This is a genomic window from Streptomyces nymphaeiformis (assembly GCF_014203895.1).
Classification (GTDB): Bacteria; Actinomycetota; Actinomycetes; order Streptomycetales; family Streptomycetaceae; genus Streptomyces; species Streptomyces nymphaeiformis.
The window spans coordinates 238,807-263,483 of the sequence record NZ_JACHJY010000012.1 but is presented as its reverse complement, the minus strand read 5'-3'; the positions used below and the strand labels follow the sequence as shown (position 1 = coordinate 263,483).

Annotated in this window: 26 protein-coding genes; 13 read left to right on the top strand and 13 right to left on the bottom strand. The window is 72.3% G+C overall.

Annotated features, from left to right (window positions below; genetic code table 11):
* Window positions 1–2 precede the first annotated feature (2 nt).
* Together GGE06_RS36005 and GGE06_RS36000 are read right to left on the bottom strand one after the other, a co-directional pair.
* On the bottom strand, window positions 3–623 hold the full coding sequence (locus tag GGE06_RS36005) for a response regulator (RefSeq protein WP_116159697.1): 621 nt from the start codon (window positions 621–623) through the stop codon (window positions 3–5).
* Complete coding sequence (locus GGE06_RS36000) at window positions 623–1,834, bottom strand: sensor histidine kinase (RefSeq protein ID WP_376773624.1); 1,212 nt, start codon at window positions 1,832–1,834, stop codon at window positions 623–625. The genes GGE06_RS36005 and GGE06_RS36000 overlap by 1 nt, the downstream gene beginning before the upstream one ends.
* Window positions 1,835–2,084: 250 nt before the next feature.
* Here GGE06_RS36000 and GGE06_RS35995 point away from each other — a divergent pair, with 250 nt between their 5' ends.
* Window positions 2,085–2,621, top strand: coding sequence for a GlcG/HbpS family heme-binding protein (locus GGE06_RS35995; protein WP_184932751.1), 537 nt, complete (start codon window positions 2,085–2,087; stop codon window positions 2,619–2,621).
* Between the two features lie 95 nt (window positions 2,622–2,716).
* Window positions 2,717–4,117 carry a M1 family metallopeptidase gene (locus GGE06_RS35990; protein ID WP_116159695.1) on the top strand — a complete coding sequence of 467 codons (1,401 nt, stop codon included), beginning with the start codon at window positions 2,717–2,719 and terminating at the stop codon, window positions 4,115–4,117.
* On the opposite strand, the gene GGE06_RS35985 is transcribed toward GGE06_RS35990, so the two are convergent.
* Together GGE06_RS35985 and GGE06_RS35980 are read right to left on the bottom strand one after the other, a co-directional pair.
* Complete coding sequence (locus GGE06_RS35985) at window positions 4,114–4,629, bottom strand: GNAT family N-acetyltransferase (protein ID WP_184932750.1); 516 nt, start codon at window positions 4,627–4,629, stop codon at window positions 4,114–4,116. The two genes, GGE06_RS35990 and GGE06_RS35985, sit on opposite strands and share 4 nt — an antisense overlap.
* Window positions 4,630–4,741: 112 nt before the next feature.
* Window positions 4,742–5,317 (bottom strand): TerD family protein, encoded by a 576-nt coding sequence (locus GGE06_RS35980; RefSeq protein WP_116159693.1) that lies wholly within the window; start codon window positions 5,315–5,317, stop codon window positions 4,742–4,744.
* 116 nt (window positions 5,318–5,433) lie between these two features.
* On the opposite strand from GGE06_RS35980, the gene arfB reads away from it, so the two are divergent.
* Window positions 5,434–5,871 carry an alternative ribosome rescue aminoacyl-tRNA hydrolase ArfB gene (arfB, locus tag GGE06_RS35975; RefSeq protein WP_078908429.1) on the top strand — a complete coding sequence of 146 codons (438 nt, stop codon included), beginning with the start codon at window positions 5,434–5,436 and terminating at the stop codon, window positions 5,869–5,871.
* A gap of 6 nt (window positions 5,872–5,877) precedes the next feature.
* On the opposite strand, the gene GGE06_RS35970 is transcribed toward arfB, so the two are convergent.
* Window positions 5,878–6,441 (bottom strand): flavin reductase family protein, encoded by a 564-nt coding sequence (locus GGE06_RS35970; RefSeq protein WP_116159692.1) that lies wholly within the window; start codon window positions 6,439–6,441, stop codon window positions 5,878–5,880.
* Window positions 6,442–6,712: 271 nt separating this feature from the next.
* On the opposite strand from GGE06_RS35970, the gene cdgB reads away from it, so the two are divergent.
* Window positions 6,713–8,455 (top strand): diguanylate cyclase CdgB, encoded by a 1,743-nt coding sequence (gene cdgB, locus GGE06_RS35965; protein ID WP_184932749.1) that lies wholly within the window; start codon window positions 6,713–6,715, stop codon window positions 8,453–8,455.
* Between the two features lie 73 nt (window positions 8,456–8,528).
* Window positions 8,529–9,500 (top strand): CBM35 domain-containing protein, encoded by a 972-nt coding sequence (locus GGE06_RS35960; protein WP_184932748.1) that lies wholly within the window; start codon window positions 8,529–8,531, stop codon window positions 9,498–9,500.
* Window positions 9,501–9,504: 4 nt separating this feature from the next.
* Here the strand turns inward: GGE06_RS35960 and GGE06_RS35955 are convergent, their stop codons facing one another.
* The 3 genes from GGE06_RS35955 to GGE06_RS35945 form a co-directional block, all read right to left on the bottom strand.
* Window positions 9,505–10,425 (bottom strand): 1-phosphofructokinase family hexose kinase, encoded by a 921-nt coding sequence (locus tag GGE06_RS35955; protein WP_116159690.1) that lies wholly within the window; start codon window positions 10,423–10,425, stop codon window positions 9,505–9,507.
* A 127-nt stretch (window positions 10,426–10,552) separates the two neighbouring features.
* Window positions 10,553–11,707, bottom strand: coding sequence for an N-acetylglucosamine-6-phosphate deacetylase (gene nagA / locus GGE06_RS35950; RefSeq protein WP_116159689.1), 1,155 nt, complete (start codon window positions 11,705–11,707; stop codon window positions 10,553–10,555).
* Window positions 11,707–12,657: an ROK family protein gene (locus tag GGE06_RS35945; protein WP_116159688.1), complete on the bottom strand. Its 951-nt coding sequence runs from the start codon at window positions 12,655–12,657 to the stop codon at window positions 11,707–11,709. The genes nagA and GGE06_RS35945 overlap by 1 nt, the downstream gene beginning before the upstream one ends.
* A 242-nt stretch (window positions 12,658–12,899) precedes the next feature.
* Here GGE06_RS35945 and GGE06_RS35940 point away from each other — a divergent pair, with 242 nt between their 5' ends.
* From GGE06_RS35940 to otsB, 3 genes are read left to right on the top strand one after another with little or no spacing between them, the layout of a single operon-like run.
* Window positions 12,900–14,183 (top strand): extracellular solute-binding protein, encoded by a 1,284-nt coding sequence (locus GGE06_RS35940; protein WP_116159687.1) that lies wholly within the window; start codon window positions 12,900–12,902, stop codon window positions 14,181–14,183.
* A 23-nt stretch (window positions 14,184–14,206) separates the two neighbouring features.
* On the top strand, window positions 14,207–14,458 hold the full coding sequence (locus GGE06_RS35935) for a DUF3263 domain-containing protein (RefSeq protein WP_116159686.1): 252 nt from the start codon (window positions 14,207–14,209) through the stop codon (window positions 14,456–14,458).
* A 47-nt stretch (window positions 14,459–14,505) separates the two neighbouring features.
* Complete coding sequence (otsB, locus tag GGE06_RS35930) at window positions 14,506–15,348, top strand: trehalose-phosphatase (RefSeq protein ID WP_184932747.1); 843 nt, start codon at window positions 14,506–14,508, stop codon at window positions 15,346–15,348.
* Window positions 15,349–15,428: 80 nt separating this feature from the next.
* Here otsB and GGE06_RS35925 read toward each other — a convergent pair whose 3' ends face one another.
* Together GGE06_RS35925 and GGE06_RS35920 are read right to left on the bottom strand one after the other, a co-directional pair.
* Window positions 15,429–17,735 carry an immune inhibitor A domain-containing protein gene (locus tag GGE06_RS35925; RefSeq protein WP_184932746.1) on the bottom strand — a complete coding sequence of 769 codons (2,307 nt, stop codon included), beginning with the start codon at window positions 17,733–17,735 and terminating at the stop codon, window positions 15,429–15,431.
* 150 nt (window positions 17,736–17,885) lie between these two features.
* A complete protein-coding gene (locus GGE06_RS35920; protein ID WP_184932745.1) occupies window positions 17,886–18,770 on the bottom strand; it encodes an NAD(P)-dependent oxidoreductase in 885 nt (294 codons plus the stop codon).
* 99 nt (window positions 18,771–18,869) lie between these two features.
* Between GGE06_RS35920 and GGE06_RS35915 the strand changes: the two genes are divergently transcribed.
* A complete protein-coding gene (locus tag GGE06_RS35915) occupies window positions 18,870–19,211 on the top strand; it encodes a winged helix-turn-helix transcriptional regulator (protein WP_184932744.1) in 342 nt (113 codons plus the stop codon).
* Between the two features lie 33 nt (window positions 19,212–19,244).
* Complete coding sequence (locus GGE06_RS35910; RefSeq protein ID WP_184932743.1) at window positions 19,245–20,063, top strand: pyrroline-5-carboxylate reductase family protein; 819 nt, start codon at window positions 19,245–19,247, stop codon at window positions 20,061–20,063.
* A 154-nt stretch (window positions 20,064–20,217) separates the two neighbouring features.
* Here GGE06_RS35910 and GGE06_RS35905 read toward each other — a convergent pair whose 3' ends face one another.
* Complete coding sequence (locus GGE06_RS35905) at window positions 20,218–20,964, bottom strand: nucleotidyltransferase domain-containing protein (RefSeq protein WP_184932742.1); 747 nt, start codon at window positions 20,962–20,964, stop codon at window positions 20,218–20,220.
* A gap of 60 nt (window positions 20,965–21,024) precedes the next feature.
* Here GGE06_RS35905 and GGE06_RS35900 point away from each other — a divergent pair, with 60 nt between their 5' ends.
* Both GGE06_RS35900 and GGE06_RS43020 read left to right on the top strand, forming a co-directional pair.
* The gene (locus GGE06_RS35900) at window positions 21,025–21,612 is read left to right on the top strand and encodes an SMI1/KNR4 family protein (protein WP_184932741.1); all 588 of its coding nucleotides are present in this window, start codon (window positions 21,025–21,027) and stop codon (window positions 21,610–21,612) included.
* A gap of 529 nt (window positions 21,613–22,141) precedes the next feature.
* A complete protein-coding gene (locus tag GGE06_RS43020) occupies window positions 22,142–22,591 on the top strand; it encodes a MarR family transcriptional regulator (RefSeq protein ID WP_147321076.1) in 450 nt (149 codons plus the stop codon).
* A gap of 93 nt (window positions 22,592–22,684) precedes the next feature.
* Here GGE06_RS43020 and GGE06_RS35890 read toward each other — a convergent pair whose 3' ends face one another.
* On the bottom strand, window positions 22,685–23,038 hold the full coding sequence (locus GGE06_RS35890; protein WP_116159678.1) for a hypothetical protein: 354 nt from the start codon (window positions 23,036–23,038) through the stop codon (window positions 22,685–22,687).
* Window positions 23,039–23,054: 16 nt separating this feature from the next.
* Window positions 23,055–24,311 carry a helix-turn-helix domain-containing protein gene (locus GGE06_RS35885; RefSeq protein WP_184932740.1) on the bottom strand — a complete coding sequence of 419 codons (1,257 nt, stop codon included), beginning with the start codon at window positions 24,309–24,311 and terminating at the stop codon, window positions 23,055–23,057.
* A gap of 176 nt (window positions 24,312–24,487) precedes the next feature.
* On the opposite strand from GGE06_RS35885, the gene GGE06_RS35880 reads away from it, so the two are divergent.
* Complete coding sequence (locus GGE06_RS35880) at window positions 24,488–24,667, top strand: hypothetical protein (RefSeq protein ID WP_116159676.1); 180 nt, start codon at window positions 24,488–24,490, stop codon at window positions 24,665–24,667.
* Window positions 24,668–24,677 lie beyond the last annotated feature (10 nt).

Sequence of the window (24,677 nt, the reverse complement as noted above, 5' to 3'; positions counted from 1 at the left end):
GGCTACGGCAGCAGGCGGCGTTCCTTCGCCACCGCGACCGCGCCCGCGCGGGTGTCGACGCCGAGCTTCGAGTAGATCCGGCCCAGGTGCGTCTTCACCGTCGCCTCGCTGATGAACAGCGCCCGCGCGATCTCCCGGTTCCCGAGGCCGCGGCCGAGCTGGCCCAGGATGTCGCGCTCCCGGTCGGTCAGCGAAGGGCCCGCCGCGCCGCGCATGCGGTCCATGACCCGGCTGGCGACCGGCGGGGAGAGCGCGGTGCGGCCCTGGGCGGCGGAGTGGATCGCGGCGAACAGCTCCTCGGGCCGCTCGGCCTTCAGCAGGTAGCCCGTCGCGCCCGCCTCGATGGCCCGGGTGATGTCCGCGTCCGTGTCGTACGTGGTGAGGACCAGGACGTGGACACCGGTGGGCGCGATCCGCCGCGTCGCCTCCACGCCGTCGATGCCCGCGCCGAGCTGGAGGTCCATGAGCACCACGTCCGGCTTCAGCTTCGCCGCCATCGCGACGGCCTCCTCGCCGCTGCCCGCCTCCCCGACCACCTCGATGTCGGGCGTGCTGCCGAGCAGGGCGAGCAGGCCGGCGCGGACCACGACGTGGTCGTCGCAGAGGAGGATCCGTACGGACATCAGGACTCCAGGGAGAGCGGGATCGCGGCGGAGAGCACCGTGCCCTCGCCCGGGGTGGACTCGACCGTCAGGGTGCCACCGAGCTGCTGCGCGCGCACCCGCATCGCGGGCAGCCCGTGGCCGCGCTCGGCCTGTTCGCGCGAGAGCGCCGGGTCGAAGCCGCGGCCGTCGTCGGCGATGTCCAGGACGACCTGGTCGTCGAGGTAGCTGAGGGTCAGGGCGGCGGAGTCGGCTCCGGCGTGCTCGCGGATGTTCGCGAGCGCCCCCTGCGCGATCCGCAGCAGCGCCGCCTGCACCCGGTCGGGCAGCGGCACCGGGGTGCCGTCGACCCGGAAGGCCGCCGACTCGCGGGCGGCGAGCCCGCGCAGGGCCTCCTCCAGGCCGCCGCCCCCGGCGAGGTCGGCGGGCGCGAGGTCCTGCACGAAGCGGCGGGCCTCGGCGAGGTTGCGTTCGGCGATGGACTCGGCGGTGCGGACGTGCCGGCGGGCGGTGCCCGGGTCGCCGTCCCACAGCCGGTCGGCGGCCTGGAGCAGCATCTGCTGGCTGGACAGGCCCTGCGCGAGGGTGTCGTGGATCTCCATGGAGAGCCGCTGGCGCTCCGCGAGGGTGCCCTCGCGGCGTTCGATCGCGGCGAGTTCGCGCCGGGTGCGGATCAGGTCGTCGATGAGCGCCCGCTGCCGGGCGGCCTGCCGGTCGGAGTACACGAAGACGCCGGTGGCGAGGGCGGCGACGGCCGGCGGGGCGACGATCAGGTTCGGGTCCCAGCCGCCGTGTGACAGCTGGACCTGCGCGAAGACCACGAACGCGGTGAGCAGGGCGACCAGGCCGAGCGCGGCGCGCGGCGGGAGGGTGCGCAGGCCCGTGTAGAAGAGGGGCACCGCGCACCAGGCGAAGCTGGGCGCGAGGACGACGAGGACGACCCAGACGGCGACGACCGTGCCCAGCCAGGCGATCCGGCGCGGGGTGGCGCGGGTGCCGAGCACGGGCCCGAGCAGGTAGAGGGAGGCGAGCGCGCCGGTGAGGGCGATGATCCAGGGGCTGCGGGCCTCCCAGTCGTGCCGCAGCAGGAAGCGGGCGAGGGAGGCGCCGAGCAGCAGGAAGAACGCGATGTGCATGACCCGCGCGAGCCAGCGGGCGTCGGGGTCGTGTTCTGCGGGGCCGATCCGTGCCGGCCGGCGGGCGTCCGGGTCGTGTTCTGTTGGCCGGGTCACCGTGCCGCCTCCCTGCCGTGCTGACCTGGGCCCGTCTGACCTGGGTGTATCCGTCCATGGTGGCCCGGTGGGACCAGGGTGGCATCAACCGATCGGCTGACAGACCCGTCGTCCGGTGTGCGCGCGGAGGGCAGCCGGACCGTGGACCGGTGGGCGCCGGTTCCGGCCGGAGGATCGAGGCAGAGCGAAGGAACGAACCGCTCGCAGGTTTTCCTCTTCCCTGTTCCTCTTCACCTCCACGGAGTCCCTCATGAAGAAGATCCTCCTCGGTGCCACCGCCGCCGCTGTCGTCGCCGCCGGTACCTTCGGCGTGGTCTCCGCGAACGCCGCCGCCCCGGCCGCCGCTCCCGCCGCCGTCATGGCCGACGCGGTGAACGACAACACGATGCAGACGACGCACCTGACGGTCGAGGCCGCCACCAAGGCCGCGCAGGCGACCCTCGACGCCGCCGAGCAGGAGAACCAGCGGGTGTCGGTCGCCGTCGTGGACCGCAACGGCAACACCGTCGTCACCCTGCGCGGCGACGGCGCCGGCCCGCAGTCCTACGAGTCGGCCGTGAAGAAGGCGTACACCGCCGTCTCCTGGAACGCCCCGACCTCCGTCCTCGCGGGCCGTCTCGCCAACGCGCCGACCCTGAAGGACATCCCCGGCACCCTCTTCCTCGCCGGTGGCGCCCCCGTCACCGCCAAGGGCGCCCCGATCGCGGGCATCGGCGTCGCCGGCGCCCCCTCCGGCGACCTGGACGAGAAGTTCGCGCAGGCCGGCGTCGCCTCCCTCGCGAAGTAACACCCCCCAGCTGGTGGTGGCGCCCGGATCCCCCGCCGGGCGCCACCGCCTTTTCGTTGTGCTCTTTTTCGTATTTGACCTTTTAAGATCGGTACGTGTCACAGCGCAGCCGGACCGGAATCGCCGCCCTCGCCGCGGCCCTCACGTCCCTCGCGCTGCTCGCGGGCGGCTGCACCGGGGCCGGTGGCGTCCGCGGCACCCCCGGGGCCGCCGGGCTGCGCGACCCGTTGTTCCCGAAGCTCGGCAACGGCGGCTACGACGTCGGCCACTACGGCCTGACCCTCGCCTACGACCCCGCCTCCGGCCGCCTCGACGGCACCGCCGAGATCACCGCCCGCGCCACCCAGGACCTCAGCGCCTTCGACCTCGACCTGGCCGGCCTCACCGTGCGCCGCGCCACCGTCGACGGCGCCCCCGCCGCGTACAACCGCGCCGGGAACGAGCTCACCCTCCGCCCGCGCGACGACATCCCCGAGGGGAAGGAGTTCCGGGCCACCGTCACCTACACGGGCGTGCCCGAGCCGCTCACGGACGCCGACGGCTCCAAGGAGGGCTGGCTGCGCACGGCGGACGGCGCGGTCGCCGTCGGCGAGCCGGCCGGTTCCATGACCTGGTTCCCCGGCAACCACCACCCCTCCGACAAGGCGACCTACGACCTCGCGCTCACCCTCCCCGCCGGCCTCGACGGCCTCTCCAACGGCGTCAGGACCGCGACCAGGACCGAGCCGGGCGGACGCGTCACCACGGTCTGGCACACGGCCGAACCCATGGCGAGCTACCTCGCGACCGTCGCCGTCGGCCACTACGAGACGGCGAGCGCCACCGCTCTCGGCGCCGTGCCCGTCCTCACCGCCGCCGAGGCCCCCGTCGCGGCCGGCAGCGCCGCACTGCGGGGCGAGGTCCCCGGGATCCTCGCCCGCCAGGTGAAGCGGTTCGGCCCGTACCCCTTCTCCGCCGCCGGCGCCCTCGTCACCAAGGACGGGACCCTCGGCTACGCCCTGGAGACCCAGACCCGGCCCGTCTTCCCGGCCGGGTCCTTCGACCGGACGACCCTCGTCCACGAGCAGGCCCACCAGTGGTTCGGCAACTCGGTCACGCTCGCGAGCTGGCGGGACATCTGGCTGAACGAGGGCTTCGCCACGTACGCCGAGTGGCTGTACGACGAGGAGTACGAGCACGTGCCCGCGCGCACCCACTTCGAGCGGGCCTTCGCCCAGGACGCCAACTGGGCCTTCCCGCCGGCCGCTCCGCCCACCGCGGAGAACCTGTTCGACCCGCCCGTGTACCAGCGGGGCGCGATGGTCCTGCACACGCTGCGCGAGACGGTCGGCGACCGCGTCTTCGACGAGATCCTGCGCGGCTGGGCCGCCAAGTACCGCCACGCGAACGCCTCCACGGACGACTTCACGGCCTACGCGGAGAGCGTGGCGGGCCGCGACCTCGGAGCACTGTGGGACGTCTGGCTGTACGGCGACGGCAGACCGGACCGCCCCTAGGACAGGGACTTCCGCATCACGACGCACGGGCGGCCGTGCGCCAGGTCCGGGCGGCGGGCCGTCTCCTCGTAGCCGAGCGCGGTCCAGAAGGCCAGCGCCTTCGGGTTGTTCTCCAGGACCGCGAGCCGGAGGCCGGTACGGCCCTCGGCGCGGAACCGGTCCTCGACGTACGCGGCGAGCCGGCGCCCGTATCCGGTGCGCCGCGCGTCGGCGTGGACCATCAGCAGGCCGAGCCACGGGTCGGTCTGGGCCGGGTCGGGGTGGCGGCCGAGCGTGACCGCGACGGCGACGAGCCGCCCCTCGGAGCGGGCGAGCAGCACCTCGGCGGTCGGCTGGGCGAGTTCGTCGGCGAGGGCGGTGGCGACCTGTTCGGGCCGGATGTCGTCGGGGTCCGGGAAGTCGCCGCTGAGCTGCTGGAACTCCCGGTTCGACGCGTACAGCGCGGTGAGTTCGGTGAGCAGCGGGCCGGGGAGGGCGTGCGCTTCCGTACGGGGGAGGGATTCGACGATCACGCCGAAAGCGTAGGGCTCCGGCGCGCGCGAAGCGTAGGGCTCCGACGCGCGTCACGCGCAAAGGACAGGGCCCCGGCGCGCGTTCGCGCCGGGGCCCTGTCGGAGGCGTCCGTCAGAGGTTGACGCCGAAGTCGCGGGCGATGCCCTCGAGGCCCGAGGCGTAGCCCTGGCCCACGGCGCGGAACTTCCACTCGGCGCCGTTGCGGTACAGCTCGCCGAAGATCATGGCCGTCTCGACGGCGGCGTCCTCGGAGAGGTCGTAGCGGGCGATCTCGGCGCCGCCGGCCTGGTTCACGATGCGGATGTACGCGTTGCGCACCTGGCCGAAGTTCTGCGAGCGGGAGACCGCGTCGTAGATGGAGACCGGGAAGACGATCTTGTCGACGGTGGCCGGGAGGGCCGCCAGGTTGACGTTGATCTGCTCGTCGTCGCCGCCGCCCTCGCCGGTGCGGTTGTCACCGGTGTGCACGATGGTCTGGTCCGGCGTCGACTTGTTGTTGAAGAAGACGAAGTGGGCGTCCGAGGCGACCCGTCCGGCGGCGTCCACGCCGATCGCGGAGGCGTCGAGGTCGAAGTCGGTGCCGGTGGTGGTGCGGACGTCCCAGCCGAGGCCCACGGTGACGGCGGCGAGGCCCGGGGCCTCCTTGGTCAGGGAGACGTTGCCGCCCTTGGACAGGCTCACAGCCATGGAAAGTCCCTTTCATCGTTCTGTCGTCGCCTGGAGAAACGCGTGCGTGCCTCCAGCGGTTCCCTCAGGGGGCCTGTGGGAAAACAGGATGACTCGTACCGCCCCCTCCGGGGAACATGGAAGGCATGTCCGGTCCGTATCCCATCCGCGGCTCCGTCTCGCTCCCCGAGGCCGAGCTCCAGTGGCGTTTCTCGCGGTCGTCGGGGCCGGGCGGACAGCACGTGAACACCAGCGACTCGCAGGTGGAGCTCCGCTTCGACCTCGCGGCCACCGACGCGCTCCCCGAGGTGTGGAAGGCCCGCGCCCTGGAGCGGCTCGCCTCCCGCCTGGTCAACGGCGTCGTGACGGTCCGCGCCTCGGAGCACCGCTCCCAGTGGCGCAACCGCGAGACCGCGGCGGTCCGCCTGGCCGCGCTCCTCGCCGAGGCGACCGCCCCGCCGCCGAAGCCCCGCCGGCCGACGAAGATCCCGCGCGGGATCAACGAACGGCGGCTGCGCGAGAAGAAGCAGCGCTCGGAGACGAAGCGCACGCGCCAGTCCCGCGACTGGAGCTGACGGGGGTCATCCGAGCCGGCGGTACTTCCCCTGGTAGTACGTCAAGGGGTCGCCGCCCCCGGAGGAGAGGCCGACCGTCAGGACCCGGCCCACCACCAGCGTGTGGTCACCGGCCACCACCCGGCTCTCCGTGCGGCACTCCAGGGCCGACAGCGCGCCGCCCATCAGCGGGGCGCCGCTCTCCTCGCCGCGCGTGTACGGCAGGTCGGCGAAGAGGAGCCGGTCGCTGACGCGGTTCTTCATGGCGAAGCGCCCGGCGATGTGCCGCTGGTCCTCGGCGAGGATCGACACCGCCCAGACGGGGACCTCGGCGAGCAGGTCGTCCATGCGGGAGCCGTTGCGGAGGCTGACGAGGACCAGGGGCGGGTCGAGGGAGACCGACACGAAGGCGGTGGCCGTCATGCCGACGTCCTCGCCGCGCGGGCCGTCGTCGGGGTCGTGCGCGGTCACCAGGACCACGCCCGCCGCGAGGCGGGCCATGGCGGCACGGAACTCGTCGTTGCTCACTCCCTCAGCATGAGGGATGGCCAGGTCGGACACGGGGGGAGAGGCGGGAGTCTTCTGGAGCACACCCGCACGCTATCCGCGGCCGTCCGCGCCCCGCATCGGGCGGGGGGACCAGCCGGGCAGGGTCGGCGGACCTAGGCCCTGTCATATGCCACCGGTGCACCGCGGGCAACGGGACCCGCCATGACCTGCTGTGACTTGAGTCACAGAGGGCAGTATTTGCTGACCCTGTGTACCGGGTGCGGAGCTCGCTGTGATTCAGTGGCGGTGACAGTGCAGTACGAAGCCGATGAGAACCCTGGAGTTGCTGTCGAGGTCTCGGGGAGAGCGAGCGATGGAGACCGAGTCGGAGCCTTACGTCCGTCTCTCGACCCTGCGGCAGCTGCATCAGGTCGTGGCGGACCTCAACACTGCCCGCAGCCTGGCGGACACCCTGCAGACCGTCGCCGACGGCGTGGTCGCCGGTCTCAACTACGAGCTGGCCTGCGTCAACCTCGTCCGCCCCGACGGTGACCTCGTCGTCGCCGCCTTCGCCGGAAGCTCCGCCGCGGAGGCCCTGATCACCGGCCGCGTCGGCTCCCGCACCTCCTGGGAGCGCCGCCTCTCCATGGGCGTCTCCTGGGGCGACCTGCGCTTCATCCCGCACACCGAGGGCTGGGTCCTCATGGAGGACGACGTCCCCCAGTGGCACACCGAGGGGCCCGCGCCCCGCTTCGAGGACGAGTGGCACCCGCACGACCGGCTCTACGCCCCGATGTACGCCTCGGGCTCCGGGCGTGAGCTCCTCGGCGTCATATCCGTCGACCGCCCGCGCAACGGCCGGCACCCCGGCCCCTGGGGCCAGGAAGCGCTCCAGATGTACGCCTCGCAGTCGGCGATCGCCATCAGCAACGCCCGCCTCCGCTCCAACATGCAGCGCGCCCTGGTCCGCCTGGAGCGTGAGCAGCAGGCCCTCCGCGCCTCCGAGGAGTCCTTCCGGCAGGCCTTCGAGTACGCGCCCTCCGGCATGGCCATCGCCGAGATGGGCGGCGACCAGCACGGCCGGCTGCTCCGTACCAACGACGCCCTGTGCCGGCTCCTCGGCCGGCCCTCCTCCGTCATGCGGCGGTACTCCTTCGCCGACCTCGTCCACCCCGAGGACATCGGGACCCTGCTCCGCACCTCCGCCGAGGGCGGCCGGGCCGAGCTGCGGCTCGGGCGCCGGGACGGCACGTACGTCTGGGTCTCCCTGCGCAACTCCGTCGTCGCCGACACCGCCGACGGCCCCCGCTTCCTCCTCACCCACGTCGAGGACATCGAGGAGCGCAAGCGGCACGAGCTCCAGCTCGCCCACCGCGCCTCGCACGACGCCCTCACCGGCCTCCCCAACAGCGCCGAGCTCCGCTCCCGGCTCTCCGCCCGGCTGTGCGAGCGGCCGTCGGCGCCGGGGGACGAGGCGGCGTACGGCGCGTACGACTCCCAGCGGGACGGCGGCTACGGGACGGGACACGGCGCCGGGGGTTACGAGCCCTCCTACGAACCCTCCTACGAGCCCGCGTACGACTCCGGCTACGAGCCGCAGCCGTACGCCCACGAACACGAGCACGAGCACGGCTTCGGTTTCGAGCCGGCGGGCGCCGGGCCGTACGACCACCACGTCCACATCGTCGCGCCCACCGGCGGTGAGACCGACGACGGCACCAAGGGGCTCGCGGTCCTCTTCTGCGACCTCGACGGCTTCAAGTCGATCAACGACCGCTTCGGGCACCACACCGGCGACGCCGTGCTCATCGAGGTCGCGCGCCGGCTCACCACCGGCGTCCGGGACGGCGACACGGTCGCCCGGCTCGGCGGGGACGAGTTCGTCGTCCTCGCCGACGGCCTCGGTGCCGCGGACGCCGCCGACCTCGCGGTTCGTCTGCGCAACGCGATCATCCCGCCGATCCGGGTGGACGGTCGTGCGGTCCGCGTCGGGGCGAGTTTCGGCATCGGCTGGGCCGAATGCGGGATGACCGTGGAAGAGGTCCTGAACTCCGCCGACCAGCGGATGTACGTGGAGAAGCGTTCCCGGGCGAAGGTCCAGCGGCGGGCCGGCTGAGTCGCGCGCTCGCCCGTTCGGGGTAGGCTCGGCCGGTCGGCGACGGCTGGCGAGCATGGAGAGGATGACCCGGATGGCTGCCGGTAACGAGGGCGCGAACACGCCCGAGGACGACGATCCGTTCGGCTACCTCTACGAGGACGGCCAGGCGGCAGGCGCCCGGCCCCCGCAGGGCGGCGGCTACGGCTACCCCGGCCCCGCCCCCGCTCAGCCGGGCGTGCCCCGGACCTCGTACAACCAGGTCAGGACCGTCGGCGAGCGCAAGTACGGCCACCACCAGCAGCAGCCGTACGTGCCGCCGCAGCAGCAGGCCGCGTACGGCCAGCCGCAGGCGCAGTACGCGGCGCCCGAGACGTACGGCGCGCAGCCGCAGACCCGGGCGATCCCGGCCCAGCGCGGCGGCGGCTCCGGTCGCGGCCCCAACACGAAGGGCCTGCTGGTCGGCGCGGTCGCCGTGGTGGCGGTCGTCGTGATCGGCATCGCGGCCGCGGTGATCTCCAACTCGGGCAACGAGAAGGACAAGAAGGACGACAAGGCCGGCGGGAACACCCCGTCGACCGCGCCGTCCCAGGTCTCGGAGACCCCGAGCACCGAACCGAGCGCCGAGAAGACCCCGGAGGAGCTCCCCAAGCAGGACGCGGCGACGCTGACGCTGGGCGGCGCGGCCACCACGGGGACCGGCATCAAGGGTGCGAAGGGCACGAACGGCGCCTACGTGACCCTGACCGGCGAGGGCAGCTCGGCGAGCTGGTCGGTCGACGTGCCGAACACCGGCGAGTACACGCTCCGCATCACGTACAGCGTGCCCGGCAAGGACGCGAAGACGTCCCTGACGGTCAACGGCGAGGCGCCGCGCGAGATCAACATGGGGAACTTCGCGAAGGCCCCGGAGGGCGACTGGGAGAAGGGCTGGACCTACACCTACTCCTACGTGAACCTGAACAAGGGATCGAACGCGCTCAAGATCTCCTGCGAGGCGGGCGACTCCTGCGAGGCGATCCTCGACCAGGTCTACCTGGAGGCCGGTCACACCGGGAAGGGCTGACCCCTCAGGGGGTCTCCGCCGTCACCGTCACCCGCGTCAGCAGCTCCTCGTACGCCGGCGCGTCGAACTCGCCGGCCACCGGGGAGAGGACCGTCGCCGCCGAGAGGGCGACCGCGCGGGTGAGGCGTTCGGGCCAGGGGGCGTCGTCGACCAGGCCCGAGAGGAGGCCGGCGACGGCCGAGTCGCCCGCGCCCGTGGGGTTGCCCTTGACCGCGGCGGGCGGGGTCGCGCGCCACAGGCCCTCGGGGGTGGCGGCGAGCATGCCCTCGGGGCCGAGCGAGGAGACGACCGCGCGGGCGCCCCGGCGGCGGGCGTCGCGGGTGGCCCGGTGGGGTTCGCGGGCGCCGGTCAGCTGGGCGAGTTCGTCGGCGTTCGGCTTGACCAGGTCGGGGCGGGCGGCGATGCCCCGGCGCAGCGGTTCGCCGCTGGTGTCGAGGAGGACCGGAACGCCGGCCGTCCGGGCCAGGCGGATCAGTTCCGCGTACGCGCCGACGTGGATGCCCGGCGGGAGGCTGCCGCAGAGGGCGACCGCCCGTGCTCCGTCGAGGAGTTCGGTGAAGCGGGCGCGGAAGGCGTTCCATTCCGCGGCGGTGACGGTCGGGCCCGGTTCGTTGAGCTGGGTGGTGTCCCCGCTCGCGGTGTCGACGACGGCGACCGTGCGGCGGGTGGTCCCGGCGGTCTCGACGAGTTCGTCGCGTACGGGCGTGGCCGCCAGCTGGTCCCGCAGCGTCGCGCCCGTCGCGCCGCCCGCGAAGCCCGTGGCGACCGTCTCGTGCCCGAGGGCGGCGAGGACGCGGGCGACGTTGAGGCCCTTGCCGCCGGGCCGCTCGATGACCTGCGTGACGCGGTGGGAGGCGTGCGGGGTGAGGGCGGGGACCCGGTAGGTCAGGTCCAGTGCCGTGTTGAGGGTCACCGTGACGATCAAGACCTGTCCACCGCCCGTACTCCCTGTGAAGTCCTGCGGAACACGCGCTCCGACGGGCACCGATCATGCCAAACGAACGGCGGTTGGCCCAGACCCACGGCCAACCGCCCTCCTGGGTGACACCTGATCAGGCGGTCGTGTTCTCCAGCGGATCCACGATCCACTCGCCCTTGCGCATGACGCCCTTGAGCTCGAACTCGGCGTCGAGGACGACGATGTCGGCGTCCTTGCCGGGCTCCAGGGAGCCGACGCGGTCGTACATGCCGAGCAGCCGGGCCGGGTTGGCGGAGATGGCCTGGACGACCGCTTCGACGGGGAGGCCGTCGACGGTCGCCGCGCGCTTGAAGGCGCGGTCCAGGGTCAGGGTGGAGCCGGCGATGGAGCCGCCCTCGACGAGGCGGGCGACGCTGTCCTTCACCTCGACGGCCAGCGGGCCGAGCATGTAGCGGCCGTCGCCGAAGCCGGCGGCGTCCATGGCGTCGGTGATGAAGGCGACGCGCTCGGGGCCCGCGTGGTGGAAGGCGAGCTCCAGGGCGGCGGGGTGGAGGTGGGTGCCGTCGTTGATGAGCTCGACGGTGATCCGCTCGTCCTCCAGGAGCGCGGCGATCGGGCCGGGGGCGCGGTGCCCGAGGGCGGGCATCGCGTTGTAGAGGTGGGTGGCGACGGTGGCGCCCGCGTCGATGGCCGCCCGCGTCTGCTCGTACGTGGCGTCGGTGTGGCCGATGGCGGCGATCACGCCGTGCTCGGCGAGGAGGCGCACGGAGTCGATGCCGCCGGGCAGCTCGGTGGCGAGGGTGACCATCTTGGCCTGGCCGCGCGCGGCGTCGATCAGCTTGCGGACCTCGGCCGGGTCGGGGTCGCGGAGCAGGGTCTCGTCGTGGGCGCCCTTGCGACAGGGGGAGATGAACGGGCCCTCGAAGTGGAGGCCGGCGATCTCGCCCTGCTCGGCGAGCTCGGAGAGCAGCCCGGCGCGCCGGCCGAGGAAGTCCATGTCGCCGGTGACGAAGGAGGCGACGACGGTGGTGGTGCCGTGCAGGCGGTGGGTGTGGACGCCCTTGAGGACCTCGTCGACGGTGCCGGAGGTGAAGGAGGCGCCGCCGCCGCCGTGGTTGTGCAGGTCGACGAAGCCGGGGACGAGCCAGTGGCCGCTCAGGTCGACGACGGGGGCGCCCTCGGGTGCGGAGCCCGCGATGCGGTCGCCTTCGACGATCACGCGTCCGTTCTCGACCGTTCCGGTGGGCAGCACGACGTGTGCGCCGGCGAGAACCTTGTGATCGGCCATCAGGCGGAAACCTCCGAGTCGGTGGGGTGCTGTTCGGCGAGCAGGTCCCAGGCGAGGAGGCCCGCGCCCAGGCATCCGGCGGTGTCCCCGAGGGCCGCCGGGACGATGGCGGGCAGCTTCTGGAACGTGACGCGTTCCTCCACGGCGGCCCGGAGTGGTGTGAACAAGGTTTCCCCGGCCTCGGCGAGCCCGCCACCGATGATGAGGGTGCGCGGGTCCAGGAGGGTGAGCGCGGTGACGAGGCCGTCGGCGAGGGCGTCGACGGCGTCCTGCCAGACCCTCACGGCCGTGGCGTCGCCGGATTCGACGGCCTTCGCGCAGTCGGCGGCGTCGGCTTCGGGATCGCCGCTGGCCTCGGCCCAGGCGAGGGAGACGGCGGAGGCGGAGGCGTACCGCTCCAGGCAGCCGCGCTGGCCGCAGCCGCAGTCGGTGCCGCCGGGGCGGACGACGATGTGGCCGATCTCGCCGGCGTAGCCGTGGGCGCCGGCCTCGATGCGGTCGCCGATGCCGATGGCTCCGGCGATGCCGGTGCCGAGGGGCACGAAGAGGAAGCGGTCGGCGCCGTTGCCCGCGCCGATGCGGCCTTCGGCGAGGCCGCCGGTGCGGACGTCGTGGCCGAGGGCGACGGGGATGCCGTCGAGCCGGCGGCTGAGGAGTTCGCGCATGGGAACGTCGCGCCAGCCGAGGTTGGCGGCGTAGACGGCGATGCCGTTCTCGGCGTCGACGATGCCGGGGACGGCGACTCCGGCGGCCGCGGCGGGCTCTCCGTACCGCTCCTGGCCGAGGGTGCGGAGCTCTTCGGCGAAGCCGAGGATCGTCTCCACCACGGCCTCGGGGCCGCGCTCGCGCCCGGTGGCGCGGCGGGCCTCGTGCAGCAGGGTGCCGTCCGCCCCGACGAGGGCGGCCTTCATGCCGGTGCCGCCCACATCCAGGGCGATGACGTGTCTCACGGAGGACAGTCTGTCCCCCGGAGACCCAAAAGGTCTAGTCCACTGCCGAGGATTGTTGCGTACGGATACAAATTCGGAGCCCGCCATGGAGCCATGGTCCCGTCGCAGTTGCGGAAGTGATACCCAAGTGGTGTAGACCTCATGCCCGCGTCCGGGGCAGACTTACGGCCCTGAGAAGAGCAAACACGCAGCTCAATGCAGCGGAAACTCTGAAGAAACGACAGCTCAAAGACGAGCAAAAGGTGGATGAAGCCGTGGAGCGGCGACGATTCCTTGGATTGACCGCGGCCGCCGCCGCCCTCGGACTGACCGCCACGGTCGCCGGCTGCGGCACCCTGGGCGGCGACTCCGGCGATGTGACCCTCAAGCTGGTCGCCGCCGACTACGACCTGACCGGCGGCGACACCACCAAGAAGTACTGGGCCGACCTCGTCGCCGCCTTCGAGGCGAAGCACCCCGGCGTCAAGGTCGAGGTCCAGGTCATCTCCTGGGACGACGTCGACCGCAAGGTCGCCGAGATGGTCAAGGCCGGCCAGGCCCCCGACATCGCCCAGATCGGCGCCTACGCCGACTACGCGGCCGCCGACCAGCTCTACGCCGCCGACGAGCTCCTCTCCATCCGCGTCCAGGCCAACTTCCTGGCCCCGCTCGTCGCCGCCGGCGAGTACAAGCGCACCCAGTACGGCATGCCGTTCGTCGCCTCCACCCGGCCGCTCTTCTACAACAAGGACCTCTTCAAGGAGGCCGGCGCCGAGGCCCCCACCACCTGGGACGAGCTCGCCGAGGCCGCCGAGAAGCTCAAGGCCAAGGGCGTCACCACCCCCTTCGCGCTGCCCCTCGGCCCCGAGGAGGCCCAGGCCGAGGCCCTCATGTGGCTGCTCAGCGGAGGCGGCGGCTGGACCGACGCGGCCGACCGCTACGCCGTCGACTCCGACGCCAACATCCGCACCTTCGAGTGGCTCCGCACGAACCTCGTCGGCAAGGACCTCACCGGCCCCGTCGCCCCCGGCAAGCTCAACCGCAAGGCCGCCTTCGCCGCCTTCGCGAGCGGCGAGGTCGGCATGCTCAACGGCCACCCCTCGCTCCTCAAGGAGGCCGCGAAGAAGGGCGTCCAGGTCGGCCAGGTCCCCCTCCCCGGCGTCGACGGCACGCCCAAGACCTCCATGGGCGTCGCCGACTGGATCATGGGCTTCAAGCAGAACGGCCACCGCAAGGAGATCGGCGACTTCCTCAACTTCGTCTTCAGCGACGAGAACGTCCTGAAGTTCGCCGGCGACAACGACCTCCTGCCGGTCACCGTCACCGCCTCCACCCGCATGGAGACCGACCCCGCCCACGCCAACCTGCGCGTCTTCCTCAAGGTCCTCCCCGACGCGCAGCTCCCGCCGGTCGGCAAGACCTCCTGGGCCAAGGTCAGCGAGGACGTCAAGCAGAACATCGGCAAGGCCGTCACCCCCGAGGGGAAGCCCGCCGACGTCCTCGGCCGGATCGGCCGGGCGGCGACGGCGGCGGAGAACGCCGAGTAATCGGTTGGTCGTATGTTGGTCGTATGACCGAAGAGGCCGACAGCAGTGGACTCGGGGAGCGCGAGCAGGCGCTCCTCGCCGTCGAGCGCCGCTCCTGGCCCGGCCCCGGCGCCAAGGAGCGGGCCGTCCGCGAGCGGCTCGGCCTCTCGCCGACCCGCTACTACCAGCTCCTCAACGCCCTCCTCGACGACCCGCGCGCCCTGGCCCACGACCCGGTGACCGTCAACCGGCTGCGCCGGGTCCGCGAGGAGAAGCAGCGCCGCAGGGAAGGGTGACTCCGGCCACGCTGACGTGACCCCCGTACGTGGGTAGGGTCGGGAACATGGTCAGCAGCCTTCCGCACCCGACCACACCCGCCGGACACGACGGTCTGGCCGCGCTCCTCGCGCGCCCGGCGGACGCCGTCGTCGCCCTCGACTTCGACGGCACCCTCGCCGAGATCGTCCCCGACCCCGAGCAGGCCCGCGCCCACCCCGGCGCCGTGCCCGCGCTCGCCGCCCTCGCCCCGCAGGTCGCCTCCGTCGCCGTCGTGACCGGCCGCCCCGCCGGGGTCGCCGTCCGCTACGGCGGCTTCGCCGGCGTCCCCGGCCTGGAGCACCTCGTCGTCCTCGGCCACTACGGCGCCGAACGCTGGGACGCCGTCACCGGCACCGTGAAGGCCACCGCCCCGCACCCCGGCGTCGCCTCCGTCCGCGCCGAGCTCCCCGGCTTCCTGGACCGGGCCGGTGCCTGGCCCGGAGTCTGGATCGAGGAGAAGGGCCGAGCGGTCGCCGTCCACACCCGCCGCGCCCAGGACCCGGAGGGCGCCTTCGAGGCCCTGCGCGGTCCCCTCGGCGACCTGGCCGTCGCCCACGGCCTCGTCCTGGAGCCCGGCCGGATGGTCCTGGAGCTGCGGCCGCCGGGCATGGACAAGGGCCTGGCGCTCGCGGAGTACGTACGGGAGGTGGGCGCCGGGTCCGTGCTGTACGCGGGCGACGACCTGGGCGACCTGCCGGCCTTCGCGGCGGTCGAGAAGCTCCGCTCCGACGGCACCCCGGGCGTCCTGGTGTGCAGCGGCTCCACGGAGGTCCCGGAGCTGGCCGAGCGCGCGGACCTGTCCGTGGCGGGCCCGGCGGGCGTGGTGGAGTTCCTGACGGAACTGGCGCAGGCGGTACGGGAGGGCTGAGGCCCCTCGGAAAGCGCCGCGGGGGCGGTACGGAGAAGGCGCGAGCCCCTCCGTACCGCCCCCGCTGCTTTTCGTACGGATCAGTGCGCGGCCGGGTTGGCCACGCTGATCGTCAGGTCGTCACCGGCGTCACCGGTGACCGTGACGCGCACGCCGTGGCCGGCGACCTTCACGCTGGCCTGCGGGGCCGTCGTGTCGTAGTACGCGTTCGGGTCGGTGTCGTCGAAGACGGGGATGCCCGGGACGGAGGGGGCGCAGGCCGCCAGCGTCTCGACCGTCTTGTTGCCGCCCTTGCCCACCAGGACCTCCTTGTGGAGGCAGGTCGCGTCGGTGGCCTCCAGGCCGAAGGTCGCGTCGAAGGGCTGGCGCCGGTTGGTGGGCGCGGTGCCGTCGGCGTACCTGAAGGGGGCCGGGCGGGCGTCGACGGCCATCGCCGAGCCGCCACCGGGGTGGTTGCTGACGTTGTTGTCGTCGAAGGACCGGTCGACGTACCAGACGAGCATGCCGTTCTGGAACCTGAAGTACTCGACCCAGTCCGGGGCGGTGATGCCCTTGCTGAACTGGTACGGGCCCTCGGCGAGGAGCGCGTCGGCGCCGACGTACTCGCGGTTCTCGACGAGGTAGTACCGCGGGGCCGTGGCCGTCTCGGTGCCGGTGGAGATCTTCCAGCGGCCCTGCGCGGTCCAGCCGCCCACGCCCTGCTCGACGTCGTCGGCCGCGAGGGTCGTCCCGCCGGAGGTCAGCGTGATGTCGTCGAGGAACGCGCCGGCGAAGTGCACGCCGCCGTCGCTCTGGTAGCGGAAGCGGAAGAGGGACGGCTTGCCGGCGGAGTCGTACGAGTAGCGCAGCGTCGTCCACTTGCCGGCGGAGGAGCCGGAGACGGAGGCGCCGGCGCGGGCCCAGGTGGCGCCGCCGTCGAGGGAGTACTCGGCGAAGAGGTAGTCGAAGTCGGCCTCGATGTCGTACCAGGCGCTCGCCTTGACGGTCACCTTCGGGGCGGCCGGCACGGAGCGGGTGAGGGACTGGTTGAGGCCGTCGGCGGAGCCGGTCCACCAGGCGTGCGTGCCGGAGGTGGGCGTGGCGTAGGTGGTGCTGCTCGTCTTGTCCGGGAGCGCGACGCGGACGGCCTGCGCCTTGCCGCGGACCTGGAGGGCGGCCGGGCTCAGGGTGTACGAGCCGGTGGCGCCGAGCGGGGCGTCGGCGTGGTCCAGCCAGCCGAGGAAGAGCTTCTCCTCGGCGCCCATGAGGCCCGGGTGGGTGCCGATGCCGGCGTTGGCGGCGGCGCCGTGGCCGAGCCAGGAGCCGGAGCTCATCAGGGTCCAGAAGGCGGTGGAGTTCTCGCCGCCGTCGGTGTCGTAGTAGTCCGGCAGGCCGAGGTCGTGGCCGAACTCGTGGCAGAAGACGCCGAGTCCGCCGTTCTCGCCCTCGGTGGTGTAGTCGCCGAGCCAGTACTTCGACTGGCCGATGCGGGCGCCGCCGGCCTTGTTCTGGGCCCCGGAGACGTCGGGGCCGGTGAGGCCGTAGTCGTCGCCGTTGACGTACCAGCGGTGGGACCAGATGGCGTCCTCGCCCTGCGCGCCGCCGCCCGCGTCCTCGCCCATGCCGGCGTGCACGGCCTGGAAGTGGTCGATGTAGCCGTCGGGCTCGTTGAAGTCGCCGTCGTGGTCCCAGTCGTTGCGGTCCCAGACGTCGAACTGGGCGAGGTACGCGTCGATCTCGGCCGGCGTCTTGCCGGCGGCGAGCTGCGCGTTCCACCAGGCGTCGCCGGTGTCCTGGATGAAGGCCCAGGAGCCGCCGGTGTCCTCGACGGCGTTGTCGCCGTAGGTGGAGGCGTTGCCGGGGACCTTGACCCAGTCCTCGACGGTGTTGGAGACGGAGTAGGCGCCGCTGGACAGCTTCTCGTAGAAGGTCTTCATGGACTCGCCGGAGCCGTTGAAGAGTTCCTCGTAGTGCGCCTTGGAGAAGTCGGAGGTCCAGGCGTTGGAGTTGTCGGTGCTGCGGTCCGGCTGGGGTATCTGGTTGTGCAGCGGGCCGGGGACGGTGCCGAGCTTGCCGGAGCCCTGGTCGCCGAACTCGGAGAGGATCGTGAAGATCTTCTCCTGGCGGGTGGCGGTGGTGGTCTCGGTCTCGGCGTACTTGCCGGGCGCGACCTCGACGACGCCCTGGGCGTTCGCCTTGGCCTTGCCCTTGGCGACCAGGTCGATCGCCTGCTCGCGCAGCTTGGTGCGCTGCTTCGTGAGGGGTCCGGGCCGCTCGTCGGACCGGTGCGCGTTCGCACCCGCCGGGGCGGCGTCCCGGGCCTCCTGCGCGGCGGCGGGGGTGAGCCCCGCGGCGAGGAGTGCGGTGAGCGCCGACCCGAGAGTCATGCCCACGACAATCTTCTTCACGTGTGTCGCGATCCTTCCGCTTGCCTCATGCGTCTGATGCGCTTCATGCGCGTCATGGGGAGAAACGGATCGCCTGGGGGAACGATCGCCGCGAGTGTGCCACGGGAGGACCCCTCAAGAGGAGGGGTCGTCACCGTTTGCCGTCACCGTTTATCGGAGCAGGAGGTCCACGACACCGGTCAGGTCCTCCTCGCCGCTGCCGATGTCGAGGCGGCGGCGCATGAGGTCGAAGTACGGCCGGAGCAACTCCGTGCTGACGCCCTGCCCTTCGGCCGCGGCCAGGAAGGTCGGGGTGCCGGCGACCTGCATGGCGAGGTTGGAGACGACGCCGGTGGTGAGGTCGCCGCTCTTGAGGCGCTCGGCGGTCTGCCGGACGGCGGGCCCGGCCATGGCGGGGATCCACTCCCCGAGCAGCGGGGCGAAGGCCACGGGATCGATGTCCTCCCGCCGGATCAGGGCGAAGGCGTGCGCGACACCCGCGAACATCCCGTACATGGCGCTGAGCAGGGCGATGTCGTGCAGGGCGGCGAACCCGGGGTCCTCGCCGACGTACCGCGTCCCGACGGGGACGGCCAGGACCTCCCGCCGCGCCTCGAAGACCTCCGGCGATCCGCTGTAGAAGACGAACCCGCCGGCCTCGGGAACCCCCACCATCGGCGGTACGGCCATGATCCCGCCGTCCAGGTAGCGGGCCCCGCGCTCCTCGGCCCAGGCGGCACGGGCGCGGGCCTGCTCGGGGGTCGTGGTGGTGAGGTTGACGAGGTCCTTGCCGGCGAGGTCGACGCCGTCGAGGGCGGTGCCGACGGAGTCGTCGTCGAGGAGGCAGACCACGACGAGGTCGCTCGCCGCGACGGCGCCGGCCGCGCCGTCCGCCGCCTTGGCCCCCTCGGCGACGAGCGCCTCGGCGCGGGCGGGGGTGCGGTTCCAGACGGTGAGCGGATGCCCGGCGGCGAGCCAGGCGCGAGCGAGGGCGGTACCCATGGCACCGAGCCCGAGAAGGGAGACGGGGGTCGTGAGAGGCGTGTTCGCTGTCATGCCCACAAGGCTGCTCAAGCCCTCTGACCTGCTCAAGTACCCACTTTCAAGTGGGTGGTTACCCTGAGGTGAGCGAACAGGTCAGAGGGGTGGAGACGCATGGCGACACTGAACCGGCCGAAGGCGCCCGACCGCCACGTCTGCGGGATCGACACCGCGATGGAGGTCATCGGCGGCAAGTGGAAAGTCCTGATCCTCTGGGCGCTCCACGAACAGCCGCACCGCCGCTTCGGCGAACTCCGGCGCCTGATCCCGGGCATCACGGAGAAGGTCCTCGCCTCCCACCTGCGCGAACTGGAGGCGGACGGCATCGTGGACCGCGTCTCGTACGACGAGGTCCCGCCCCGCGTCGAATACGCCCTGACGAAGGCGGGCATCCGCCTGAACGAGGCCCTCGAACCGCTGGCGGCGTGGGGGAGGGAGCGGCAGGAGGCCTCGTAACGTCAGCGCCCGGCGCCTGCGATGCTGAGCGTCATGAGGAAGCATCGGACGGTCGGCGTGGTGGGTCTCGGCCGTATGGGGCTGACCCTGGTGGCCGGTTTCGGCGCGGCGGTCGGACCCGGACGGCTGTTCGCGGCCGGGCGGTCACCGGCCAGTGTCGCGCGGCTCCGGGAAGCCGTGCCCGGTGCGGTGGTCCTGCCCCTGGCGGAGCTGCCCCGCCAGGTCGGCCTGATCGTCCTGTGCGTCCGGAACGCGGATCTGCCGGCAGTCCTCGACGAACTGCGGCCCCGGCTCACGGTGCGGCACACCGTCGTCACCATCAACAACGGCCTGCCGCTCCGGACGCTGGCAGAGGCCGTTCCCGGGCCGGTGGCCAAGCTGATCCCGAGCGTCGGCAACGACATCGGGGCCGGCGCGACCCTCCTGGTGCCCGGTCCGCGCCTGACGGAGCAGGACACCGAGGACCTGCTCGCCCTGCTCCGGTCCTTCTCGACCCCGTTCGTGATCGAGGAGGGCCAGGGGCGGGCGGCGACCGACCTCGCGTCCTGCGGCCCGGCCCTGGTGGCCGGTGCCGTCCGGGCGATGGTCGACGCGCAGCAGGAGCGCGGCGCCCCGCTGCCGCGGGAGCTGGCGGAGCAACTCGTCGCGCAGAGCCTGCACGCCCTGAGCCGCCTGGTCGGTCAGGGCGCCCGCTTGGACGACATCGTGAACCGCGTCGCGGTTCCCGGCGGCAACACCGCTGCCGCTCTCGACGCCGCCGAGGGCGACCTCGCCGCTGCATGGCGCGCCGCGTTCCAGGCGACGACGGACAACGAACGGTCAAAGCCCGCGCCGCGTCTGGGGCCGTCCTGAACCTGGCACCGCGCCACCGGGCATCCGGCTGACACCTACCGCCGGTCGTCCTGACGGACGTGTTCCCCGGGAGCAGTCGCGATCGGGTCGGCCCCTCAGTCGTGCGCGCCCTGGTCGACCCGGAACGGGAGCAGTGCCGCTCGGTGTGCTGCGGTCAGCGCCCGGCGCCTGCGGCGACGGAGTCGATGACACCCCGCCAGGTCCTGCGGTAGCCCTCGCGGAGCGGTCCGCCGACGAGGCCGAGGACGCGGAGGGCCGCGTCGGCCAGCGGCGCCGGGTCACCCGTCTCGCACAGGTGGCGGTGGCCCTGGAGAAGGGCTCCGCCGCGCTCCGCGTCGGCCTCGACGAGCCTCCTGGGCAGCCACTTGCCGCTGCCCGACCAGGCGCGGTGGTGGTCGAGGAGCAGGTCGGCGGCGGCGTCGAGGACGACCCCGGCCACCGCGAGGCGCTCGAAGGGGTCGTCCGCGTCGGCCAGGTCGTCCAGAGCGTCGGTCAGGCCGTACCTCTTGGTCTCGACGATCTCGGGCTCCAGCGCCGGCGGACCGCTGCGGAGGTCGGCCTCGGCCAGGTCCCGGGCCCGCCCGGCCTCCCCGTCGGTGTCGACCAGGACGAGGCTGGTGGCGTACATGCTCTGCAGCACCCCGCGGCGCGCGGCGACGTCCGCGGCGAAGAGCTCCGCGAGACCGGCACGGGTGTGGACGAAGAGCTCCACGAGGCGCCCCTCGACCCGGACCGTCTCCCGACCGGTCTCGCCGCCGTCCCCGATGAGCACCGCGATGTCCAGGTCGCTACTGGCGGTCGCGCGTCCTGCGGCGGTGGAACCGGCCAGGACCACGGCGAGGGCGTCGGGAAAGCGGTCCTGTACGAGACGCCGGGCAAGATCGATCGGATCGGGATGCATGTCCGCCAGCGTTTCACGGGCCTTTGACCAGCGGCGACAGATTTCTCCGTCGGGTGTTGCATGATGCCCGGCATGAACACGGAAGCCTGTGACCCGGCCGAGCTGGCCGCCCTGCGCGAGATCTTCGCGTCCCGCCCCGACGCGGCGCCGCCTGCGGGCTGGGAGGCGGTGCGGGCGTTCGAGGCGGAGCACGGCGTCGAACTTCCGGAGCCGTACCGGACGTTCGTGGCGGAGGTCTGCGACGGACTGCCCGAGGGGCCGCCGTACTACGGACTGCTGCCGCTCGCGGAGACGCCCTCGGACTGGGGCGCGGGCCGCCCCGAACGCCTGCTCGCCGAGCCCTTCCCGCTCACGGCGGCATGGCTGTGGGAGGAGGACGAGGAGGCGGACGAGGACGAGGCCGCCTTCGAGGCCCGGACCGCCCCCGTGTTCGACCACGGCTCGCTGCTCCTCGGCACCGACGGCTGCGGCATGTACTGGCACCTGATCGTCACCGGCCCGCAGCGCGGCCACGTCTGGCAGATCGCCGGCGAGGGCGCGATGCCCTTCGGCCCCGAGTCGCCCGACGCGCTGATGCCGGGCACTCCCGGTTTCGCGGGTTGGGCCGCCCACTGGGCCCAGGGGCGCGACTGGTTCCCGGACGCGTAGGGGCGGCGCTCGGGAGGAGCACGCTCGATCGATTGGCAGAGCCACGGAGGCGCCCTGTCGTGACCTCGACCCACGAAAGCCGGCCCAGACGGCGGGAAAGCCGAACGGGCACCCGCCACGTGTGCCACGGCAACCACCCACCGACCCCGGCCACGCCTCCCCTTGATGCCACGGTCTCGGCCCATGGCGGCCGGTGGATGCCCGGGGCGAGGGTGGGGCACCGCCGAGGAACGGAGCGCAGCGAGTACCGCAGGGGCTCCCGTACGGCGGGTGCGCTTACCTACTTAAGACGGAGCGGCAGCGGCAGGCCTCTGAGCTGGGTAGATGACTGAAAGGTCATTCAATTCCGGGTATCTCTACCCGGAATTGAATGGGATCGGGTAGGGTTTACCCAATTCTGGATGAAAACCCTCCAGTGGTGCATCGACTGATGCATCCCTGCTCGTCTTCCAATCATCTGCGGGAGTAACCTGTGCGTGCGGGCCGAAAGGTAACCCGGATCGAGACTGTCAACCGGTCGACGGGCGAGGTGAACGACCTCACCGTCCATTCGTCGGTCTCCGTTGCAGCCGGTCTCTGGTTCAGAGGAGGAGGGTTCACCACGATGGGATACGCGGCACACCTGGCACTCGCGGACGCCGATCTCAGCGCGGCGGCCTTCAAGCTGTTCCACAAGATGTGCGCGATCCAGAACCGCAAAGACCATGGCCTGGTCATCGTCGAGAACCAGACGAAGTTCGCCGAACAGGTCGGCATGTCCCAGTCCTCGGTGTCTCGTGCCCTCCGCCAGCTCGCTGACCAGGGATTCATCTACGCCGACGGTCGGAACTGGCGTCTGCGCGCCGACTTCGTCTTCAACGGCAACGGCGCAGCCCAGGGCCAGGCCATCCAGAACATTCCGGACGGTACTCCCGACCCGTACGCACCGAAGGGCGCCCAACTGACCGTCATCGACGGCGGCGATGACAGCGACGCGTGAGCGACGGGCCGTGGAGACCGCGTATGCGGTGTCTACCTCGCGCATCCGCCCCTGCCGGGATCAGTCCGGACAGGGGCGCCGCCTTTCCGGACGTCAGCGGGTCTGCTCGATGTGTTCGAAGATGTCCGCGTCCGTCTCCCGCTGCCAGGCCGGCAGGTCGGCCCAGTCGGCGACGTACCCGGGCTTCGGTTCCTCGAAGTGCCGGAACATCTGGGCGGTCCAGCAGATCGCGACGAAGCGACCCTTCTGCTCGCGGGTGAGCCGGGCCGCGTGTCCTCCACTGACCCCGATGAAGTCGCGCACCTGCCCGCACACGGCGGCGGCCGCCTGGCGCTCCCACTCGGGCGTCTCGTCCCACGGCGTGATGTAGCCGGGCTTCGGCTCGCCGGGATAGTGCTTGTTCACACCGGCGATCCACGCCTCGCGGAAGATCCGGCCGTCACTCATGCGCGTGTCCCTCTCGTCATGCGGTACGCGGTAGCGCCGCGATTCGGTGATCCAGGTCCGAGACTCGGCCATCGGCCATGAGCGGGGCAAGACGCCCTCGGAGCCCGTCCAGCTTCCTGTCGATGAATCCAGAGTGCGAGCGGTCGGCCAGACCGAGCACCTGCTCCGCGTAGTGCACGACCTGGTCGATGTCATGCCGGTACGCTCCGAGGACTGCGAGGTCGGTCAGGACGGCGGCGCGGCGGCGAAGTGACAGGGGCTGCGCGAGGGCTGCTGCGAGAGCTTCCTCCGCGAGGTCGGGGCGGTCCAGTTGGAGGTAGCAGGCTCCTCTTTCCTCGGCGAGGCGGGAACCGTCGAAGCGGAGCCAGCCCCCGTTGTGGGAGTGGGCGCTGTCAAGGGCATGCACCTCCTCGGCTTCGTCCAGGGCCCGGTTGCATGCGTCGAGATCACCCACCGCCGCGTACGCCTGCGCCTGGACGGCGGCGACCCAGTGGCGAGTGGAGAGCGCGCCGTCGCCCCGCAGGGCGATCCGGGAAGCTGCCGCGAGCAGAGGCTGGGCGGCGGAGGCGCGGCGCGCGTACAGCTCGACGTACGCGTGGCGGGTCATGGCGCAGGCCCAGAGGTCGTGGTCCCCGCAGGCGTGAGCGGCGTGGGCGGCCAATGTGTAGCACTGGGCGGCGTCGGTGTACCGGTTGGCGTCGAAGAACAGCTCGCCGACGAGTTGGTAGAGGTCGGCCGTCATCCGGCACAGCCGTGCCCGGTCCCCCGGCGTACACGCCTCGGCCAGCCCCTTCGTCATGATGTCGAGCTGTACGCGAACAGCAGGGAAGACGGCCTGTTTGGAGTCCGAGAGCGCATAGATCCGCCACAGGCTGCGGTGCAGGTCGTCCCCCGTCTCCAGGAGTTCGACCGTCGCGCGCCCGCAGGGGGCTTCGTCGGAGTCGGGCAGGGCGACCAGTGCGCCCGTGACGGCGAGCAGGCCCAGGACGTTGCGGCGCTTCATGTCGTCATCATCACCATGGAAGAGGGGCGGGGTGTCGGGAAGCGCAGCGGTCTCCGCCGGCTGTTCTTCGGAGAGGAGGGCTGCCAGCTCGGGGAGGGTCACTCCCAACAGCGTTGCGATCTTGAGTCGTTGGTGCGGCTGTGGGGTGGCACGGCCGCTTTCCCAACGGACCACGGTGGACGCGGCCACCGTGAGCGCTTCTGCGAATTCCTCCTGAGAGTAGCCCCGCGCCACACGCCGTTCAGCAAGGCGCCTACGCCTCAATGACATTGGCATCCCCTCATGGGAGCACCTTTCCCTGCGCGCACGCACCGACGCCTGGAAAACGCCCGGGCATTGCGCGGGGTCTGCTCTGGGAGACGGTAACGGATCGTCGTTCACTGGTCACACGTCGCTCGTGGGGCGAAGAGCCCTTCAGGCGGCTTCTCACAGAGAGGAGCAATTGTGTGACAGCACTCGAACCGCCTCGCTGGAGTCCCGGCACCGGCGGCGGCCGCACCCACACCCCGCAGGAGGTCCGGCCGGGTGCGCCGAGCCGGGCCCTGCGGGTACGAGCGGCCGGTGGCTGGGAGCGGTTCATGCGCCGCTTCGCCGCCGAGCAGCCCGACCAGGAGGACGAGGCGTGAACGCCGTCGA